Origin of the sequence: Stenotrophomonas sp. AR029 (assembly GCF_047520695.2) — a bacterium.
GTDB lineage: Bacteria > Pseudomonadota > Gammaproteobacteria > Xanthomonadales > Xanthomonadaceae > Stenotrophomonas > Stenotrophomonas sepilia.
This window is the reverse complement of sequence record NZ_JAXBQQ020000006.1, coordinates 1-19,772: the sequence shown is the minus strand read 5'-3', so window position 1 is coordinate 19,772 and position 19,772 is coordinate 1. Positions and strand designations below refer to the sequence as shown.

Genomic DNA, 19,772 nt, shown 5'->3' with positions numbered 1-19,772 from the left:
TTCAAGCCAGGGGCAGCACCACCAGGCCGTTGTCCACGCAGGCGACCATCTGCTCGCCGGCAGCGGGAACAGGAACGATTCCGGCGGTGAACGCGGAGAAGGCCGGCAGGAGCGTCATCCTGTCACGCAGCCAGAATGCGGGGAAGCGCCGCCGCAACGCAGGCAAAGCGATCTGTGGATGCAGATGCCCGGCGATCACATGCAGCTCCGCATCGGGCACCGGCTCATGCCGAAGCAGGAACGGTGGCAACCGTACCTCGTCGTGTATCTGCACCTGCAGTTCGGCATGCGGCAGCTGCCGGTCATGATTTCCGCGCAGGACATGCACGTCCAGTGCGGCATTGCGTTCGCGCCATGCCAACCATTGCTGGTACCACGCAGCGCGATGCGCCGGGCCATGCAGGATGTCGCCCAGGATCCACAGCTCGCGGCAGGCATGCCTGTCCAGCAGCCCCTGCAGGCGTTGCAGGTCCTTGCCGGTACCGCCGCTGGGCAGCGCGATGCCTGCGCGGCGGAATACATCGGCCTTGCCCAGGTGCAGGTCGGCGAGCAGCAGTGCCTGCCGCGCGGGCCAGTACAGTGCACGCGCGCCAAGCAGAACCAGCGACTCGCCTGCGCGCAGCAGCGGCAGTTCATCGGCCATGCCGACGCTCCAGCTGCTGGGCCGCGCGTTGCACCCGGGTACGCCAGTCTTCGTTGCTGAACTGCCCGCGCAGGCGTTCGGCCCACAGCGGGAAACCCAACGGCGTGAGTGACGCCGGGCGCTGCACCGAGAGGGTCTGCATCCGAACCTTGGCCAGTACCTGTTGCAGCCCCGGCATGTCGAGGCTGTCATTCAGCACTTCCTGTTCCGCCAGCGCCAGCAGCAGGTGATCCGGGTCGTGCTCGCGCAGTACGTCGTAGAGCAGTCCCGCGGACGCCTGCAGCTGGCGCAGTGCCCGTGGCATGCCACCGGGCAGGCTGGGGACCAGCAGGCCGGCGACGCGTGCGATGCCGCGGAACTGGCGACGCGCCAGCTCGCCCAGGTTCACCGCAGCACGCAGATCATCCAGCAGCTGATCGGTGGAGAACAGCGCCCGCCATTGCGCCGCATCCAGATCGATGGCCTGTGCCGGTGCCAGCACCAGGCCGTGATCGTTCACCGCATAGCCGATGCTGTTGCGCTGCCGGCGGGTACAGCGCAGCGCCAGCAGGGCGGCCAGCGCCTCATGCACGTGGCGGCCGGCAAAGGGATAGACGAACAGGAACTGGCCTTCGCGACGACGCACATCCTCCACCAGCAGATGGGCTGGGCCGGGAAGCGCCGACAACCGCTGCTGCAGTGCCAGCAGGGGTGACAGCCAGCGTGACTCGGCGCTGTCGTCAGCACCGGACAGTACCCACTCCAGCTCGCGGCCCAGCGGCATCGACAGCGGCAACTGGCCGCCCTGCCAGCGCGGCACGATCCCCTCACCGCGTCCTCGTGCCAACCGGACGAAGGCAGTCATGTCGCGCAGCTGCACCAGCTCCAGCAGGCGCCCGGCGAACTGGAAGCGGTCGCCACGGCGCAGGCGGCTGGCGAACTGTTCCTCCACGGCGCCCAGGCTGCCGCCGCGCAGGAACTGCACGCGCACGCTGCCATCGCTGCTGATGGTGCCGATCGACAGCCGATGACGCAGCGCCTGGCGACGGTCGTGCATGCGGTACCACCCATCGGCATCACGCACGACCTTGTGGAAATCGGGGTACTGGGCCAGCGCTTGGCCACCCTGCACGACGAATGTGAGCACGGCCTGCCACTGGTCGTCGCCGAGCGACGCGAAGGCATGGGTACGCCGCACCTGCGCCAGCAGGTCGGCGCTGTCGAAGCCGCCCGCCAGGGCGCGGCTGACCGCATGCTGGGCCAGCACATCCAGCGGCAGCGTCGGCGGCCTGCGCGCTTCGACCACGTTCCCGGCCAACGCACGGCGCACGGCGGCGTACTCGGCCAGTTCCAGCGCATGGCTGGGCACGCACAGGATGGAACCGCTGGCACCCGGGCGGTGCCGTGCGCGTCCGGCGCGCTGGCGCAGGCGCGCCACGCCCTTCGGGCTGCCCAGCTGCAGTACCTGCTCAACCTCGGGGAAGTCGACGCCGAGGTCGAGGCTGGAGGTGGCAACCACGCAGCGCAGCGCGCCCGCGCGCAGGCCATCCTCCACCTGCTGGCGCAGCACCGGGTCCAGCGAGCCGTGGTGCAGCGCAAGCGTGTCCGGTTCTTCCGGCCAGACTGCGGCCAGCGCCTGATGCCACAATTCAGCTTGCGCGCGCGTATTGGTGAACAGCAGGCTGCTGCGTGCCTGCATCAGTGCATCCAGCACGCGTGGCAGCTGCGCCAGGCCCAGATGCCCGGCCCAGGGGAAATGTTCGCCAGGGTCCGGCAGCACGCTGCGCACGCTCACTGCGCGAGGGCGTACGCCCTGCACGATCGGTGCATCCGGTTGCCCGGGCAGCAGTACATCGCGCGCCTCATCCAGATTGCCCAGCGTGGCCGACAGTCCCCACAGCTGCGATGCAGGCGCGGCCTGGCGCAACACTGCCAGGTTCAACTGCAGCAGCACACCGCGCTTGTTGCCCAGCAGTTCGTGCCATTCGTCCACCACCATGCAGCGCAGCCGCTGCATGCGCGGCAGCGTATCCGGATAGCTCAGCAGCAGCGCCAGTGATTCCGGCGTGGTCACCAGTACGTCGATGCGGCCCTCGCGCGCCTGGCGCCGCTCGCGGTTGCTGGCGTCACCACTGCGCAGGCCGACACGCCAACCCAGCCCCAGCCCATCGACCACGGTCTGCAGCGCGCGCGCGGTGTCGCTGGCCAACGCGCGCAAGGGGGTCACCCACAGCACCTGCAGCGGGCGGACCGCGCTGGCGCGGCGGGGGGAGGGTGGCGGGTCGATCATGGCCTGCAGCAGCGGCCCGCCGAACATCGCCAGTGTCTTGCCGCTGCCTGTGGGTGTATGCAGCAGCCCGGATTCGCCGGCGAGATAGTGACGCCACATCGCGCGCTGGAACGGCAGTGAGCGCCAGCCTCTGGACGCGAACCAGTCTTCCAGCCGGCGCAGTGCCTGGCTGCGGTTCATCGTGCCAACGCCTGCAGCGTGGCCAACTGATCGGCTTCGCTGGCGGGCTTGTCGTGGCGCCAGCGCAGGATGCGCGGAAAACGCACGGCGATGCCCGACTTGTGCCGGCTGCTGCGGTTGACCGCCTCGAAGCCCAGCTCGAAGACGTGTTCGGCGCGAACGCTGCGCACCGGGCCGAAGCGCTCGCGGGTGTTGGCGCGGATCCAGCGATCAAGCGCGAGGATTTCCTTGTCATCCAGGCCCGAATAGGCCTTGGCCACCGGTACCAGCGTGTCGCCGTCCCAGACGCCGAAGGTGTAGTCGGTGTACAGCGTGCTGCGCCGCCCATGGCCGGCCTGCGCGTACAGGAGCACCGCATCGATGGTGAGCGGATCGACCTTCCATTTCCACCAGTCACCGCGGCGGCGTCCGGCCTGGTAGGGCGAGGCATGCCGTTTCAGCATCAGTCCTTCCACGCCGCGTTCGCGTGCCACGTCGCGCATTGCCGCCGCCTGGAGCCAGTCGTCGGCGTCAACGCCCGGTGAGAGCTGGATCCGTGCATCGTTCAGTGCACCGACGACCTCGGCGAGACGCGCGCGCCGCTGTTGCAGCGGACGTTCGCGCAGGTCTACGCCATCGAGTTCAAGCAGGTCATAGGCGAGCACCCGCACCGGCGTGTTGCGCAGGGTGGCCGCACCGGGTTTTCGGCGCTGGATGCGCGTCTGCAGCGCAGTGAAGGCACGCGGCAGGTCCGCGGCTTTGTCCCAGGCCAGCAGCTCGCCGTCCAGCACGCAGCCATCGGGAAGCGCCATCGCTGCCTGTTCGATCTCGGGGAAGCGGCCATCCAGCCGCTCTTCGCCGCGTGACCACAAGGCGACCTCGCCGCGCCGGCGCAGCAGCTGCAGGCGGATGCCATCCCACTTCCATTCCAGCAGCCAGTCATCGATCGGGCCGAGTCGTTCGGCAGGGGATCCCTCCAGTGGCGAGGCCAGGAAGAACGGATAGGGCTGCTGCCGGTCCAGCGGCAATTCATCCGGCGACAGCAGCTGGGCCAGAACGCCGGGCGAGGGCACCCACTCGCCCAGCATGCGCTGGGCGATGCGTGCGATGTCCAGGCCGGACCACTCGGCCAGCGCCTGCTGCACCAGTCGCTGCGACACGCCAACGCGCAGGGCGCCGGTCAGCAGCTTGTTGAATACCAGGCGTTCGCCGCTGCACAGTTGCTGCCAGCCGGCGACGATCGCCGCGCGACGCACCGCCTCGGGTTGGTTGGCGACCGCCAGCAGGTGCTGTTCGATCCATTCGGCCAGGGGCCGGTCAGGCGAGGGGTGTGGTGGGTCGTCCAACAGCAGGGTCAGCGTTTCGGCCAGGTCACCCACCTGCGCATAGCTGTCTTCCACCAGCCACGGTGGCAACCCTGATTGCTCGGCGATCCACGCGCGCAGTTCGCCACTGGCGGCGATCTTCCTGCGCGCGCCGCCCACCTTGCCACCACTGAGCAGGTACAGCGCCCACGCCGCATCGTGTGCGCCTGCCTGGCGGAAGTAGTCGACCAGCGCTGCGCGCTTGTCCAGCGTGGCAGTGCTGCGGTCCAGGCGTTGGTAGAGCGCTGCGAAGGACTTCATTCCTCGCTCCCGAAATCGGTACGGAAGGCTTCGGCAGCCACGCCGCGCTCGCGCAGGAACGGAATCAACGCATCGGTATTGCCATGGGTGGCGATCACCCGCTGCGCGCCGGTCTGTTGGATCGTCTGCAGCAGTGCTGGCCAATCGGCGTGGTCGGAAATGACGAAGCCTCGATCGACGTTGCGGCGGCGACGGTTGCCGCGCAGTTGCATCCAGCCCGAGGCGAAGCCCAGCTGGTGACGGCCGAAGCGGCGCATCCAGGGCGTGCCCGCAGCCGAGGGCGGGGCCAGGATCAACTGGCCGGCGGCATCGGGCTGGCGGCCCTGTTCGGCCACGGTGAGCGTCTCCAGCATCGGTACGCCGGCCTGCCGGTACACCGCCACGCCATTGGCGATGGCGCCATGCAGCCAGGCCGGCCGATCGTCCAGTGGCCGCAGCTCTGCCAGCACCCGCTGTGCCTTGCCCAGCGCATAGCACAGCAGGATCGCAGCCTCGCCGCGTTGTTCGCATTCGCGGCGCCACGCCACGATTTCGGCAGCGACGGCCGAAGTGTCCGGCCAGCGGTAGATCGGCAGGGCGAAGGTGGCTTCGGTGATGAAGGTATCGCAGGGCACCACTTCGAACGGCGCACAGGTTGGGTCAGGCTGCCGCTTGTAGTCGCCGGAGGCGACCCAGACCTGCCGCCCGTCGTCGATGCGCACCTGCGAAGATCCCAGGACGTGACCGGCTGGATGCAGCGATACCTGTACCCGGCCCAGGCGGAACGGCACGCCCTCGACGTGCGCCTGCACCGGAACATCGCCCAGGCGCCAGCGCAGGATCGGCAGGCTGCCTTCGCTGCAGTGGTACTCGCCCATGCCCGGGCGGGCGTGATCCCCGTGGCCATGCGTGATGACCGCGCGCGCTACCGGTCGCCAGGGATCAATGTGGAAATCGCCGGCGGCGCAGTACAGCCCTTCCGGGCGCAGCACCACCAGATCGTCGTTGGCTGCCATGCGATCACTGTGGCCTGCTGCTCGTGCAGACGGTGAGAACCGGCCTGAACACGGGCTTGGCAAGTCATGCGGCACAATCGGACCGCATACCTCTTGCCGCCAGGATGGACCGGATGAGTGGACCAAGCTTCAGCAGCGACGCGCCCTACGAAACCCATGTGGTGTTGAACCAGCCGCCACCGTTCGCGGGGCGCCAGTTGTGGACTGACGACGTGGCGCTGATGGAAGCCGTGCAACGCGAAGGCGCTGGCAGCTTCGCGCCACGCCTGGCGGTCTATGGCGCGCTGGCCGGCGACGAGCTGTACCGGCTCGGCTTCGATGCCAACCGCGATCGCCCACGCCTGCGCACGCATGATGCGCAGGGTCATCGCATCGATACGGTGGAGTTCCACCCGGCCTATCACCAGTTGATGGAGACGGCGAAATCGCACGGTGTCGCCGGCTTGTCCTGGCATGAACCGCAACCCGGCGCGCATGTCGCGCGTGCGGTGTTGAGCTACCTGCACCACCAGGCCGAGGCCGGCACCAGTTGCCCGTTGACGATGACCCATGCAGCAGTAGCGGTGCTGCACACGCAGCCGCATCTGGCCGAGTGGGCACGCAAGGCCGCAGCGCCGGTCTATGACGCGCGCGACGTGCCGGTGGCTGACAAGGCCGGCATCACCCTGGGCATGGGCATGACCGAGAAGCAGGGCGGCTCGGATGTGCGCTCCAACAGTACGCGCGCCGAACCGATCGATGGTGAGCGCTATCGCCTTGTCGGCCACAAGTGGTTCTTTTCCGCACCGATGTGCGATGGCTTCCTGGTGCTGGCGCAGGCGCCGGGAGGACTGACCTGCCTGCTGATGCCGCGCCGGCTGGCCGACGGTGACCGCAACGCATTCCGGTTGATGCGGTTGAAGGACAAGCTTGGCGACTGGGCCAATGCCTCCAGCGAAGTCGAGTTCTGCGGCGCGCAGGCATGGCGGGTGGGCGAGGAGGGGCGTGGCGTGGCCACCATCATCGGCATGGTGATGATGACCCGCCTGGATTGCATGCTGGGCGCAGCGGCGGAAATGCGCATGGCGTTGGCGCAGGCGTTGCACCACGCACGCCATCGCCGCACCTTCGGCAAGCTGCTGGTCGAGCACCCGTTGATGACCAATGTGCTGGCCGACCTGGCACTGGAATCGGAAGCGGCCACGGTACTTTCGATGCGCATCGCACGCGCGGTGGATCGCGCCGCCGTGGATGCCAACGAAGCTGCGCTGGCACGGGTGGGAACGGCGCTGGGCAAGTACTGGCTGTGCAAGCGCGCGCCGGCCTTCGTCAACGAAGCGCAGGAATGCCTCGGCGGCGCAGGCTATGTGGAGGAATCGATGCTGCCGCGGCTGTACCGGCAGGCGCCGTTGAATTCGATCTGGGAAGGCAGTGGCAACATCCAGTGCCTGGACGTACTGCGCGCGCTGGCACGTGAACCGGAGGCACTGGCGGCGCTGCGCGCCGAGCTGGCAGCGGTGGCCGATCATGATGCGCGCTACGCGGCGGCGCTGCAGCGTTGGGCAGCGGCGCCGGCACCGGATGAGTCGCAGGCGAGGCTGTTCTGCGAGCGCACTGCGCTGCTGTTGCAGGCAGCGTTGATGTTGCGGGCGGGCAGTCCAATGGCTGAAGCGTTCGTGTCCAGCCGGCTGGAAGGGCAGCATGGGCTGGTGTTCGGGACGCTGCCGGCGGGTGTGGATCTGTCGGCAATGCTGGCGCGCGCGCTGCCGTAGGGCGGCCAACGGCGAAGCCCCTCGTGGTGGCCGCTGATACTGATGGGTGGGCCGCGCGGGCGCCGTGAATACGTCCTTGTAGGCTCGGGCGCGCCATCCATGGCGCCTACGCCCCTGCGCAACCTACCCGCGCGTCCTTGGACACTTTCCGTACGCGTCCAGCACGGAATCAACAGAAAGAGCAGAGAGCGAAAAGCAGAAAAGCCGCGGCAGTGCCGCGGCTTTTCCTGTAGCGCCGAGACGATGCCCGGCTGCCGGTAGGCCTTAGTGCTTGGCTTCTTCCTTGGCGGCGTTGGCCTTGGCGTCATTGGCGACATCACGGGCCTTGTCAGCAACCTTCTGTGCGGCGTCCGCAGTGGCGTCGCTGGCATGTGCAGCGGCGTCGGTGGCCGCAACCTTGGCCTTGTCTGCGGCGTTTGCGGTGGCGTCTGCGGCCTTGTCCAGTGCTTGCTGGGTATCGGCGGCGGCCTGCTCGGAAGCGGCAGCGGTCTTGTCGGCAGCGTTGCGGGTGGCTTCGGCGGCCCTGTCCACGGCGTCACGGGCGGCAGCGCCGGCGCTGTCGGCGGCCTGCTGCGCGTCCTGCTTGGCCTGTTCGGCTTCCGGACCCTTGCAGGCGGCCAGGGCCAGCAGCAGGGAGGCGGCCAGCAGCGTGGTGGTGATCGGGCGAATCTTCATGGCGGTCTCCGGTACTGCAATGGATGGGGACGCCAGCCTATTCATGCCGTTGTGAAGACGGGGTCGCGATCCGAGGCGCGCGCAGGCAGCAGGCCAAAGAAAAAGCCGCTGGCGAACCAGCGGCTTTTCCAGAACAGCCTGAAGAAAGAAGTTATTACTTCTTGGCTTCTTCAGCAGCGTCCTTGGCCTGCTCAGCGGTAGCTTCGGCAGCCTTGGCAGCGTCCTTGGCTTCGCCAGCAGCAGCGTCGGTCGCGGCAGCAGCGGTGTTGGCAGCAGCGTCGGTCGCAGCGTCAGCAGCGGTGGCGGCGGTGTTGGCAGCCTGCTGGGCAGCGTCGGCGGTCTGGGCGCCGGCAGCGGCGGCCTGGTCGGCAGCAGCCTGGGCTTCGGTGGCGGCTTCGTTGGCCGAAGCAGCGGCGTCCTGGGCAGCTTCCTGCTTCGAGCAGGCGGCCAGGGCCAGAGCCAGGGACATCGCGACCAGCAGCTTGTTGATGCTCATTGTGTAAATCCTCGTCGTTAGAATTAGGCAACGCGCATGCTGCGCGCCGACAACATGATGACAAGCCAAGATTGGGTGTCAAGCGATCCCGCATTCATTTTTGCGAAATCGTCGTTAAATCTTTTTAAATCAATTCGATGGCGATGGCTGTTGCTTCACCACCACCGATGCACAGGGTGGCAATGCCGCGCTTGCCACCGCGCGTGCGCAGGGCGTTGACCAAGGTCACCACCAGGCGTGCACCGGAGGCACCGATGGGATGGCCCAGTGCGCAGGCCCCGCCATTCACGTTGAGCTTGTCGTGCGGGATGCCCAGTTCACGCATCGGTGCCATCGCCACCACGGCGAAGGCCTCATTGATTTCGAACAGGTCGATCTGGTCCAGCGACCATCCGGTCTTGGCCAGCAGTGTGTGGATCGCGCCGATCGGGGCGGTGGTGAACCATTCCGGTTCCTGCGAATGGGTGGCGTGGCCGACGATGCGCGCCAGCGGGGTAATGCCACGTGCGTTGGCGTCTTCCTCGGTCAGCAGGACCACCGCAGCGGCGCCGTCGGAGATGCTGGAGGAGCTGGCGGCGGTGACGCTGCCGTCCTTCTTGAAGGCCGGGCGCAGGGTCGGGATCTTGGCGATGTCGGAGCGGCCGGGTTGCTCATCGGTGGCGACCTCGACCTCACCCTTGCGGGTGGCCACCTTCACCGCGACGATCTCATCGGCGAATGCCCCATTGGCCTGTGCGGCCTGTGCGCGCTTGACCGATTCGATCGCGTAGGCGTCCTGTTCCTCGCGGCTGAACTGGTACTTGTCCACGGCGCATTCGGCGAACTCGCCCATGGCCTTGCCGTCGTAGGCGTTGACCAGGCCGTCGTGGGCCATGTGGTCGATCGCCTGGAAGTTGCCGAAGCGGTTGCCCGTGCGCGAGTTGGGCAGCAGGTGCGGGGCGTTGGACATCGATTCCATGCCACCGGCGACCACGATGCTGGCCGAACCGGCCTTGATCAGGTCATGGCCGAGCATGATGGTCTTCATGCCCGAGCCGCACACCTTGTTGAGGGTGGTGGCACCGGTCGACAGCGGAATGCCGGCGGCGATCGCCGCCTGGCGGGCGGGCGCCTGGCCGAGGTTGGCCGGCAACACGCAGCCCATGAGGACTTCAGAGACGTCGCTGGCCGGCACGCCCGACTGTTCCAGGGCGGCCGCGATGGCGGCCGCGCCGAGGGTCGGGGTCGGCACGCCGTTGAACTGGCCGAGGAAGGAGCCGATGGCGGTGCGCTTGGCGGCGGCGATGACGATGTTGGACATGGCAATCTCGTTGATGCGTAAGCAATGTTCGGAAAGGAGACCGAAGACGTTGGAAGCGCCGCGATTTCCCGGCAGACTGCGTGGGGGTCGACCCAAGTATAGAGGGTCGGGGAGGGCCGCCGCTGGGCGGCACCGCACGCCTGCCGGGATGTAGGCAGGCCAACGTTCATGGGAAGGAATCGATGGAACGCACGATGATGGTGAGGTCGGCGCTGGCGTCGGCGCTGGCGATGGCATTGACGGCATGTGGTGGCGGCGGAGGCGGCGGCAATGTCCGCATCGATCCACCCCCGACCACCCCGACGCCCCCGACCACGCCCCCGCCGACCACCCCGCCTCCGGCCAAGCCGCAGGAGCCGGCCTTCGACGCGCACCTGTCCGTGACCAATGCGCGTGCCGCACAGGCCGCCGGCCTGACCGGGCAGGGGGTGCGCATCGGCATCGTCGATTCGGGCGTGCAGCGCAACGCAGTGGCGCTGAACGGGCGCGTGGTCGCCAACCTCAACTACATCGACCCCGCCCGCAACAACCTGCAGGTGGACGACGTGGTGGGCCACGGCACGGCGGTGGCCAGCCTGGCCGCGGGTGCTCCGGTGGGGTCCTGGCCGGGCGGCATCGCCCCTGGCGCACAGATCGTTTCGGCGCGGATCATCGCCGACAAGCCGCCCGTCGATGACGGCAGCGGCAAGGGCAATTCCTTCAGCGGCCCACTGGGCGTGGCGCAGGTCCACCAGGACCTGATCAGCTACAACGTGAAGGTGATGAACAATTCGTGGGGCGGCCTGTACTGGACCGACCTGCCGACCACCGCGCAGGTGGCGGCCGAGTACCGGCCGTTCGTCATCAACCATGGCGGCCTGGTGGTGTTCGCGGCCGGCAACGATGCGCGTCCCGAGCCGAGCAGCCTGGCCGCGCTGCCCAGCCAGCTGGGCGTTGCCGGCTCGCTGCCGGCGGCCGATCTGGAGCGCGGCTGGCTGGTGGCCACTGCGGTGGATCCGTATGCACCGGGCACGCTGGCCAGCTACGCCAATGCCTGCGGCCAAGCCGCGCGCTACTGCCTGGCGGCGCCGGGCAGCGCGGTCTATCCCGATGCCAACGGCGGCAGCTATTACTGGAACTACGGCACGTCCTTCGCCGCCCCGCTGATTTCCGGCGCCGCCGCCCTGGTCTGGCAGCGCTACCCGTACTTCGACAACGACCTGGTGCGGCAGACCCTGCTGGGCACCGCCAAGGACATCGGTGCGCCCGGCGTGGATGCGGTGTTCGGCTACGGCCTGCTCGACATCTCGCGGGCGATCAAGGGGCCGGGGCGCTTCGACTGGGGCGATGTGGTGGCCAATGTCGATGCGCCATCGAGTGGCTCGCTGTGGAGCAATGACATCGTCGGCAGCGGTGGCCTGGTCAAGCAGGGCGGGGGAACCCTGGTGCTGGGGGGCAACAACAGCTACAGCGGTGCCACCCGCATCGAGCGCGGCATCCTGTCACTGCAGAACGGCAGCGTGATCCGCTCCAACGTGACGATCCTGGCGCAGCCCGATCCGGATTCGACCGGCCTGCAGTTCAATGGCGGTACGCCGCGCGTGATCGGCAATGTGGTCAACGGCAGCAGCGTGTTCCTGACCACCGGCAACACCACCGGCACCATCGAGGGCAACTACACCCAGCAGGCCGGCGCGCAGCTGATGATCGCGCTCGGTGCCAATGCGCTGCAGGTCACCGGCAACGCCACGATCAACGGGGGCGTGCGCGTGCACGGCTTCGTCTCCGGCTATGTGCCGCAGAACGGCAGCCGCCAGGACCTGATCCACGCCGCCGCCGGCCTCAGCGGCACCTTCAGCAGCCCGGCCACCTCCAGCGGCCTGCAGGGCCTGTCGCTGCTGCAGAGCAGCTATGGATATGACAGCAACAACGCTTGGTTGAACCTGACCCAGGTCAGCGTCACGGCGGCCGCGACCGGGCTCACGGCCTCGGCGCAGTCGGCTGCGCAACGCGTGGACAGTGCGTTCAGCGTGCTTGATGGCGATACGACGCTGCAGGGCTCGGCCTTCGGTACGGCCGCCGGTGCGCTGCAGTGGACCGGCGGTGGCAGCAAAGGCCTCGAGGCCAGTTTGCAGAGCCTGTCCGGACAGGCGCATGCGCGGGCCGAGTCGGCCACCTTCGACAGCATCGACATGTCACGCCGCGCGATCGCCGAGCGCTTCGATCGCGTGCAGACGGCGCCGCGCCTGCGCGGGGCCTGGCAGAGCGCGCTCGGCGAAGCCGGGCAGGGCAGTTTCGCCGGCAATGCCGCCGACAGCCGCGGTTGGATGGCCGGCCAGGACCTGCCACTGGGCAGCAATGGGCTGATGGGCGTGGCCTTTGGCGAAACCCGCAGCAATGGTGGCAGCAGCGTCGGTGGTGATCGTGGGCGTGATCGCCAGGCGCAGGCGCAGCTGTATGCCGGCTGGAACCTGGGCCGGGGCTATGCGCTGGCGCAGGTCGGCAGCGGCCAGTTCACCCGGGCGCTGGATCGCCAGTTGCTGCTGGGCGCCGGCGCCTACGGTGTCTCTGCACGTTACGGCGGACGTTTCAGCAGTGCCAGTGTCGAAGGCGGCTATCGTTTCGGCCGCGCGGGTGCGTCGTTCACACCCTACGTGGGCGCCAGCAGCACGCGCGTGGATACCGATGCCTTCAACGAACTGGGCGGGTTCGGCTTCGGCCTGCGTGGCGATGCCAACCGCGTACAGCGCAGCCAGATGCTGGCCGGTATCCGCGGCGAACGTGGCTGGGGGCGCTGGACCCTGCGCGGGCATGCCGAATGGCAGCAGCGGCTCGATGGTGCCGATGCGGACTGGCAGGCCAGTTTCGTCGGCGTTGATGCATGGGCGCCACTGGCGGGCTGGAACGCGCCGCGCGGCAGTGCGCTGTTCGGCGTGGCGCTGGAGTCGTGGTGGGGCCGCAACGGCCGCCTGAGCCTGGGCTTCGACCAGCGCGTCGGCGGCGAAGGCGCGCGGCAGGCGGCGTTGCGCTACAGCACCGGGTTCTGAACGGGCGGTCGCGCCGGGTCGAAAGGCCCGGCGCGACATCGGCAGGCTCAGCCGCCGCGCAGGTTGCCCAGGCGCGGGGTGCTGCGACCCAGCGGCATCTTCAGCTTGCCGATCGACAGGATACGGCTTTCGGCGATGCGGTCGGCTGCCCGCTGCGGCGCGATGTTCTCGCGTTGCGACAGTTCGAAGATGCGGGTGAGGTTGTGGTAGATGCTGCGGATCAGGCGCATCGCGCGTTCGCGGTTGTAGCCATCGATCTCCAGCGACACGTTCATCACGCCGCCCGCGTTGACCGCGTAGTCAGGTGAATACAGGATGCCGCGCGCATGCAGTTCATCGCCGATTTCCAGGCTCGACAGCTGGTTGTTGGCGGTACCGCAGATGATCTTCGCCTTGATCCGCGGCAGGGTGTCGGCGTTGATCGCGCCTTCCAGCGCGCACGGTGCGAACACATCGGCGTTCACTTCGTGGATCTCGTCGGGCTTGACCGCTTCGGCGCCGAAATCGCTGACCGCGCGATCAACCAGCGCGCTGTCCAGGTCGGTGACATACAGTTTGGCGCCGCGATCGCGCAGCAGCTTGACCAGCTCCATGCCGATGTGGCCCAGGCCCTGCACTGCGATGCTGGTCTTGCCCACTTCCTCATGGCCGAACTTGAAGCGCATCGCCGCCATCAGCGCCTGCAGCGCACCGTAGGCGGTGAACGGGGCCGGATCGCCGGAGCCGCCATGGACCTGGTGCACGCCGGTCACGAACTGGCTCTCCAGGTAGATGTTCTCCATGTCGTTGACGTCGGTGCCGACGTCCTCGGCGGTGATGTAGCGCCCTCCCAGCGAGTCGACATAACGGCCGAAGGCGCGGAACAGTACTTCAGTCTTGTCCACTTTCGGGTCGCCGATGATCACCGCCTTGCCACCACCGACGTTGAGGCCGGCCAGCGCATTCTTGTAGGTCATCGTCCGGCTCAGCCGCAGCACGTCGGCCAGCGCCTCGTCGGTGCTGGCATACGGACGCATGCGCACGCCGCCCAGGGCCGGGCCCAGGGTGGTGTTGTGGATGGCGATGATCGCCTGCAGGCCGGCATCGTGGTTGTGGCAGAACACCACTTGTTCGTGGCCGGTGGTGGCGAGGGTTTCGAATAGCATGGCGTCTCCGATGGCGCGATCAGCGGCGAACTGCAGCGAACGGCCAGTGAACGGTAGGGTCCCAAAACAAAAAAAGCGACGTCGTCATGGCTGGGGGACGGGTCGCGCGGCGCCATTCTAGTCCATTCCCCTGGCCGGTGCCGTCGACATCGCATGCCTTCCGGTTAAAGAAGATGAAAGTGCGGCCGATGCTGCGACGACGGCGGGTGGCCGGATTGGCGTGAAGAGGCGGGCGGTCAGTGACGGCAAGGACATTGCAACGACAGGGCGGGCGGCGATGACAGCGGCCTGGTGGCGATCGCTGCGCGGCTGGCTGGCGCGTTCGACCGGGGCGGCACCGTCGCGGATGGTTGCTGCGTCCCGCCAGGCGGTGGCCGCCGCAGCGGCGAGCCTGCAGGGCGAGGCGCTGCCCCCGGCCGAGATCGCTGCACATCTGCAACGTGGCCTGCATGCGCTGGCCCTGTACCCGCGTCTGGCCGGTGAATCCACGCCGGTGCAGGCCGCAGGGCTGGGCGAGGCGGTGGCGCGCGCGCTGCAGGACCGCAACTGGGCGGCCAGGCAGCTGCCCCGCCGGCCGCAACTGCTGCCGCAGCTGATCCAGACCGTCAACGACGATGCCGCCTCAGCGCGGGTGATGGCCGCGATCATCGGTCAGGACCCGGTACTGACCGGCAACCTGCTGCGCATCGCCAACAGCCCGGCCTACAAGGTGCATGAGCGCCCGGTCGAAAGCCTGCAGCGGGCGGTGACACTGGTGGGTACCGAAGGCGTGCGGCAGATCATCAGTGCGGTACTGGTGCAGCCGGTGATGCAGGTGCAGTGCGAAGTGTTCCCGCAGTTCAGCACGATCATCTGGGAGCACGCATTGCTGGCCTCGCGCGCGGCTGCAGACCACGCACGCACGGTTACCTTCGGTGATGCTTTCGCCGCGCAGTGGCTGGGCCTGGTGCAGGGACTGGGCGCGTCACTGGTAATGCGCCAGCTGCTGCAGGAAGCGCAGGCCCGCGGCGAGGCCGTGGAGCCGGCGTTGGCCCTGCAGATGTTGCAGCAGTGGTCGTTGCCGTTGGCGCAGCGGGTCGCCGCCGCATGGGAGCTGCCTGAGCCGGTTCACCAGGCCCTGGCGGTGGATGCAGAAGGGGCGCTGGCCGACAGCCTGCGCCTGGCCAGCGCCGCTGCAGCGGCCAGCCTGTTGTGCCGCCATGGGCATGCCAGCCAGAGCCGCATGCTGGCGCTGCTGGAGCAGCTGCCTTCAGCGCCGCCGCATGCATTGCGCTGGATCTGGCGGCGCCTGCATGGGCGCAGCGTGGAAACGCTGGATGATGCCGGACAGGACCAGGCCGGCCCGGCGGCCTGAGTACTACAGCTGCGATTCGACCGGCAGCCAGCTGATGGCCCGCGCGGTCCAGCGCTTGCCCAGGCTCGCGCCGGGTTCGGCCTCCACCCAGTGCGGTGGCGGTTCACGCTCCAGCCAGCGTAGCCGGCCTCGGTCGTCCAGCGCCAGCCACCAGCTGTGCCTGGGGTCCGCCAGGCGCAGGTACTCATCGCGCAGCTGCGCCCCCAGCACCGGGTCGTCGAACAGTACGCCCATTTCGGTGTTGAGGTAGGCCGAGCGAGGGTCGAGGTTGAACGAGCCGACGAAGCCGCGGCGGTCGTCGACCACGAACGCCTTGGTGTGCAGGCTCGCGCCGCTGCTGCCGAACATGCCGGCATCGCCGGACTGCCCCTGCGCCTTCAGTTCGTACAGGTGGACGCCCGCTTCGAGCAACGGCACGCGGTAGCTCATGTAGCCGCCGTGCACGGCGGCGACGTCGTTGGCAGCCAGTGAGTTGGTCACCACGCCGACCTGCACGCCCCGCCCGGCCATGGCCGAAAAGCCATCCAGGCCTTCGTTGCCTGGCACGAAGTAGGGTGAGATCAGCAACGTTTTGTGCCGGGCGGCCTGCAGCTCGCTGATCAGGGTCGACACCAGCCAGGCAGCGCGATCATCCCTGCGATGCTTCATCGGCGGGTCCGAGACGATGCGCACTGCACTGCTCCAGTGCAATGGCTCGGGACTCGGGCGTTGCCGCTGGCGCGATTCGGCCACGCGCGCAAGGTAGGGCCGGGCCACGTCCCGCTGCGCCTCATGATCCGATTCGCGCACCAGCAGGCGCAGCTGTGCATCGGTATGGAAGGCAAGCGCGGATACCGGAATGGCGGCCTCGCTGTTCCAGTAGTCGTCGAAGATCCGGTTGGCCTGCTCCACGGCAGGGCCGGCGACCAGCAGGTCCAGATCCTGGAAGTTCACATCGGTGCGCGCGCTGAAGTACTCCTCGCCGATGTTGCGGCCGCCGACGATCGCGACGCGGCCATCGGCGATCCAGCTCTTGTTGTGCATGCGGTGGTTCACGCTGAAGAAGCGTTGCACCATCTCTACCACGCGCAGGATGCCGGTCCGGTTGCGGAACGGGTTGTAGAGGCGGATTTCAATGTTGGGGTGCCGGTCCAGCGCCATCATCAGCGCGTCCTTGTCCTTGGCGTTCATGTCATCGAGCAGGATGCGCACGCGCACACCGCGCTCGGCGGCGTCATGCAGCGCCTTGGCCATCAGGTGGCCGATCAGGTCGTCGTGCCAGATGTAGTACTGCAGGTCCAGGCTGCGGCCAGCGTGCGCGGTGATCATCGCGCGCGCGGCGAAGGCATCCATGCCATCACTGAGGAACGCTACGCCTGATTGCCCGGGATGCGCGTCCTGCAGCGGCACGATCTGCTGGTCGATGCGGGTCTGCGCCGGCTGCAATGGCAGTACATGCGAGGGCGCGCCCTGTGCCTGTGGCGTGAGATGGTCGGCCAGCAGCAGCCCGGACAGGACCAGCAGCAACAGCGCGGCGAGGATGATTGCAGCGACGCGCAACAGGCGTCGCCACAGGGGCATGGGCAGGCTCATGCCTCGATGGTAGATCCACGCCCTGCGTGAAGGAATGCCTGCAGGATCGATAGGGCGTCAGCGCCCTTGACTTCGGCAAGGGATCCGACCCCGCGGGCGTCACGGATGGGGGGCGGACCCGTTTCTGCAGGAAAGGGCCCTGACCCGCAGGCCTCAGAACCGCTCGTCGCTGCCCAGGTAACGCCACTGCGCCGGCGGCAGCGGCCCCAATGCCACGCGGCCGATGCGCAGTCGGCGCACGGCCAGCACCTGCAGCCCGGCGGCGGTCACCGACACGCGCAGCCCCTTGGCGGTCAGCCCCTTGCCGGCAAAGCGCAGGCGCTGCTCGCTTTGCCAGCTGACCTTCGCGCCGCCGGATTCCTGCTGCAGCCGCGCCAGCAGCCACGGTCCTCGCTCGGGGCCGCCTTCGGCCACTTCGATCAGGTATTCCTGTTCGGTGCGGCCCAGATTGCGCTGTAGATGGGCCAGCGTGGCCGGATCCTGGCTGACCACCACCAGGCCGCTGTCGCTGGCCGGAAGTGCAGCGGCCAGCTGCAGGCCGTGGAAATGGCGCTGCAACGGACGGATGTCGCTGGCATCAAGTTCGCTGCGGCTGTCACTGCTGACCAGCGCACACAGGGTCTCAGCAGCAACGCCGGCCGGCTTGTGCAGCAGCATGCTGACCCGCTCGGCCTTTTCATCACGGGCCTGCTCGGCCACGACGATCACCACGCTGTCATCGACCGGGCGCTGTGGCTGTTCCACCACTTCGCCGTCGACCGTTACCCAGCCGCCTTCGATATAGCGCCGCGCTTCGCCGCGGGGGATGCCGAGCAGGGCGGACAGGCGTTTGTCGAGACGGATCGGTTCCATGGCGGGCAGGTCGGGCAGGGGGCGCGCAGTGTAGCTGCTGCGGCCGGTCAGCGCTGGCTGCGGTTGGCCAGCTCGGTCAGGTACAGACGGGTATCGAACTCCAGCTGCAGGTAATCCGGTTCCATGTGCTGGCACAGCTGGTAGAAGGCCTTGTTGTGGTCGGCTTCCTTCAGGTGGGCCAGCTCATGCACCACGATCATGCGCAGGAACGCCGCTGGCGCCTGGCGGAATACCGTAGCGATGCGGATCTCGCGGCTGGCCTTGAGGCGGTTGCCGTGCACGCGGGAAATGGCGGTATGCGTACCCAGCGCGTGCTTGATCACTTCCAGGGTGTTGTCGTAGCAGACCTTGTTGAGCGGCACCGACTTGCGCAGGTAGCGATCTTTCAGCGCCTGGGTGTAGTCGTACAGCTGGCGGTCGCTGCGCACCTCGTGCGGGTCGGGATAGCGCTGCTGCAGCCAGGGGCCGAGCTTGCCCTGCGCCAGCAGTTCGCTGACCTGGGCGACCAGGGGTTCGGGGTAGCCGGTGAGGTACTTCAGGACTGCCATGCAGGGGCGGCGGGGCGTCGGTAGAATGGAAGCATCCAAGATTACACGCGGTATGTACCAACCATGGCAAAGCCCAACGCGCTGCAGGAACAATTGCTCAAGGCAGGTCTGGCCAAGAAGTCGCAGGCCAGCGCCGCCGCGCGGGAGCAGGCCAAGGCCCGCCAGGGCAAGGCCGAATCGGCCTCGGCCGAGGTCCAGCGTGAGGCTGAACGTGCCCGTGCCGAGAAGGTCGAGCGCGACCGTGCGCTGGCCGCCGAGCGCAATGCCCAGGCCAGGCAGGCGGAACAGAAGGCACAGGCGAAGCAGATCATCGCGGCCCATGCAGTACCCCACAAGGGCGATGACGAGTATCGCTTCAGCGATGGCGCGGCGATCCGCACCCTGCTGATCGACCCCAAGCTGCGCAAGGCGCTGTCGGTGGGCGTGCTGGTCATCGTCGCCAATGGCGAGGGTTACGCCCTGCTGCCGCGCGCCGCCGCCGAGAAGGTGCGCGAGCGGGCTCCGGAGGCGATCATCGTCGACCACGGCCAGCCGGGCTCGACTGCCGAGATCTCCACCGGCAACGCCGAGGACGACGCCTACTACGCCCAGTTCCAGGTGCCGGATGACCTGATCTGGTAGGCAAAAAGGGGACGGAGGGGATTAAGTCGCGATCGCCCCGATTGGATCCGTTGGCGTTCTGCTCAGCTTGCTGAAGGCGCACCGGGCACGGCTCGGCGCAACACTGGCCTGCTCCTTTGTGCGCGGGTGTATCGTCCCCATATCAGGCGACACACCTGCGGAGGAAGACCATGGCCACCGGTTGGGCGGGAGATGGCGCGGTCCAGGACCAGATCGACGCCACCGTCGACGATGCGATCGCCCGCGCGCGCCGCCAGCTGCGGCAGGGCCCGGGCCTCGAGCACTGTGAGGAATGTGAAGCGCCGATTCCGTTGGCGCGACGTCGTGCTGTGCCGGGAGTTCGCCTGTGCGTGGCGTGCCAGCAGGCGCATGACGAAGAAGAGCAGGCGCATGCCGGTTACAACCGGCGTGGCAGCAAGGACAGCCAGCTGAGGTAAGGGGTGCTCGGCAGGGCTGCGCCATGCACCTGCTTGGAGCAACGGCAACGGCAACGGCAAAAGCGTGCTATCCGTGGGATGGCGGGGTGGGTCCGATTGAGGGGGACGCTGCAAGTACGTCCATGTAAGCTCGTTCGCCGCATCCATGCGGCTCACGCCCCCTCAACCGGACCCACCCCGCCTTCGACAGATTTCCGCGATCTGTTGGAACCTGCTGCTGATGGTGGGTGCCGACCGTTGGTCGGCACATCTGTCAGATATCGATAGTCAGAATTGGATCCGACCCCGTGCCGACCAACGGTCG

The 19,772-nt window shown here is 68.0% G+C and carries 16 protein-coding genes; 5 read left to right on the top strand and 11 right to left on the bottom strand.

The features are described from left to right. Nucleotide 1: 1 nt before the first annotated feature. The 4 genes from pdeM to ACM0PB_RS16610 are packed head-to-tail and all read right to left on the bottom strand — an operon-like array spanning nt 2 to nt 5,691. A complete protein-coding gene (pdeM, locus tag ACM0PB_RS16625; RefSeq protein WP_053500351.1) occupies nt 2-643 on the bottom strand; it encodes a ligase-associated DNA damage response endonuclease PdeM in 642 nt (213 codons plus the stop codon). Beyond that, a complete protein-coding gene (locus tag ACM0PB_RS16620) occupies nt 633-3,092 on the bottom strand; it encodes a ligase-associated DNA damage response DEXH box helicase (protein ID WP_164230454.1) in 2,460 nt (819 codons plus the stop codon). The genes pdeM and ACM0PB_RS16620 overlap by 11 nt, the downstream gene beginning before the upstream one ends. Then, nucleotides 3,089-4,696, bottom strand: a complete 1,608-nt coding sequence (locus tag ACM0PB_RS16615) for an ATP-dependent DNA ligase (RefSeq protein ID WP_414604836.1) — start codon at nt 4,694-4,696, stop codon at nt 3,089-3,091. Before ACM0PB_RS16615 ends, ACM0PB_RS16620 begins: the two co-directional genes overlap by 4 nt. Next, entirely contained in the window at nt 4,693-5,691 is a 999-nt protein-coding gene (locus ACM0PB_RS16610; RefSeq protein WP_005418210.1) for a ligase-associated DNA damage response exonuclease, read from the bottom strand. The genes ACM0PB_RS16615 and ACM0PB_RS16610 overlap by 4 nt, the downstream gene beginning before the upstream one ends. A 113-nt stretch (nt 5,692-5,804) precedes the next feature. On the opposite strand from ACM0PB_RS16610, the gene ACM0PB_RS16605 reads away from it, so the two are divergent. Continuing rightward, nucleotides 5,805-7,442 (top strand): acyl-CoA dehydrogenase family protein, encoded by a 1,638-nt coding sequence (locus ACM0PB_RS16605; protein ID WP_262090249.1) that lies wholly within the window; start codon nt 5,805-5,807, stop codon nt 7,440-7,442. A gap of 264 nt (nt 7,443-7,706) precedes the next feature. On the opposite strand, the gene ACM0PB_RS16600 is transcribed toward ACM0PB_RS16605, so the two are convergent. The 3 genes from ACM0PB_RS16600 to ACM0PB_RS16590 form a co-directional block, all read right to left on the bottom strand. Then, the gene (locus tag ACM0PB_RS16600) at nt 7,707-8,117 is read right to left on the bottom strand and encodes a hypothetical protein (protein WP_005418205.1); all 411 of its coding nucleotides are present in this window, start codon (nt 8,115-8,117) and stop codon (nt 7,707-7,709) included. 154 nt (nt 8,118-8,271) lie between these two features. Beyond that, nucleotides 8,272-8,613: a hypothetical protein gene (locus tag ACM0PB_RS16595; RefSeq protein ID WP_005418203.1), complete on the bottom strand. Its 342-nt coding sequence runs from the start codon at nt 8,611-8,613 to the stop codon at nt 8,272-8,274. A 124-nt stretch (nt 8,614-8,737) separates the two neighbouring features. After that, complete coding sequence (locus tag ACM0PB_RS16590) at nt 8,738-9,913, bottom strand: thiolase family protein (RefSeq protein WP_005418201.1); 1,176 nt, start codon at nt 9,911-9,913, stop codon at nt 8,738-8,740. Nucleotides 9,914-10,095: 182 nt separating this feature from the next. On the opposite strand from ACM0PB_RS16590, the gene ACM0PB_RS16585 reads away from it, so the two are divergent. Next, entirely contained in the window at nt 10,096-12,939 is a 2,844-nt protein-coding gene (locus ACM0PB_RS16585) for an autotransporter serine protease (protein WP_235649428.1), read from the top strand. Nucleotides 12,940-12,986: 47 nt separating this feature from the next. On the opposite strand, the gene ACM0PB_RS16580 is transcribed toward ACM0PB_RS16585, so the two are convergent. Continuing rightward, nucleotides 12,987-14,084 carry a Glu/Leu/Phe/Val dehydrogenase dimerization domain-containing protein gene (locus ACM0PB_RS16580; RefSeq protein ID WP_414604835.1) on the bottom strand — a complete coding sequence of 366 codons (1,098 nt, stop codon included), beginning with the start codon at nt 14,082-14,084 and terminating at the stop codon, nt 12,987-12,989. 277 nt (nt 14,085-14,361) lie between these two features. On the opposite strand from ACM0PB_RS16580, the gene ACM0PB_RS16575 reads away from it, so the two are divergent. Next, a complete protein-coding gene (locus ACM0PB_RS16575; protein ID WP_414604834.1) occupies nt 14,362-15,438 on the top strand; it encodes an HDOD domain-containing protein in 1,077 nt (358 codons plus the stop codon). A gap of 3 nt (nt 15,439-15,441) precedes the next feature. On the opposite strand, the gene ACM0PB_RS16570 is transcribed toward ACM0PB_RS16575, so the two are convergent. The 3 genes from ACM0PB_RS16570 to ACM0PB_RS16560 all read right to left on the bottom strand — a co-directional run bounded on the left by ACM0PB_RS16570 (nt 15,442) and on the right by ACM0PB_RS16560 (nt 18,410). After that, complete coding sequence (locus tag ACM0PB_RS16570) at nt 15,442-16,998, bottom strand: phospholipase D family protein (RefSeq protein WP_231114083.1); 1,557 nt, start codon at nt 16,996-16,998, stop codon at nt 15,442-15,444. 165 nt (nt 16,999-17,163) lie between these two features. After that, nucleotides 17,164-17,862, bottom strand: coding sequence for an RNA pseudouridine synthase (locus ACM0PB_RS16565; protein ID WP_164230334.1), 699 nt, complete (start codon nt 17,860-17,862; stop codon nt 17,164-17,166). A 47-nt stretch (nt 17,863-17,909) separates the two neighbouring features. Continuing rightward, nucleotides 17,910-18,410: a M48 metallopeptidase family protein gene (locus tag ACM0PB_RS16560; protein ID WP_065185472.1), complete on the bottom strand. Its 501-nt coding sequence runs from the start codon at nt 18,408-18,410 to the stop codon at nt 17,910-17,912. Nucleotides 18,411-18,473: 63 nt separating this feature from the next. Between ACM0PB_RS16560 and ACM0PB_RS16555 the strand changes: the two genes are divergently transcribed. Both ACM0PB_RS16555 and ACM0PB_RS16550 read left to right on the top strand, forming a co-directional pair. Further along, the gene (locus ACM0PB_RS16555) at nt 18,474-19,031 is read left to right on the top strand and encodes a DUF2058 domain-containing protein (protein ID WP_005418186.1); all 558 of its coding nucleotides are present in this window, start codon (nt 18,474-18,476) and stop codon (nt 19,029-19,031) included. Between the two features lie 170 nt (nt 19,032-19,201). After that, nucleotides 19,202-19,468 carry a DksA/TraR family C4-type zinc finger protein gene (locus ACM0PB_RS16550; protein ID WP_005418184.1) on the top strand — a complete coding sequence of 89 codons (267 nt, stop codon included), beginning with the start codon at nt 19,202-19,204 and terminating at the stop codon, nt 19,466-19,468. Nucleotides 19,469-19,772 lie beyond the last annotated feature (304 nt).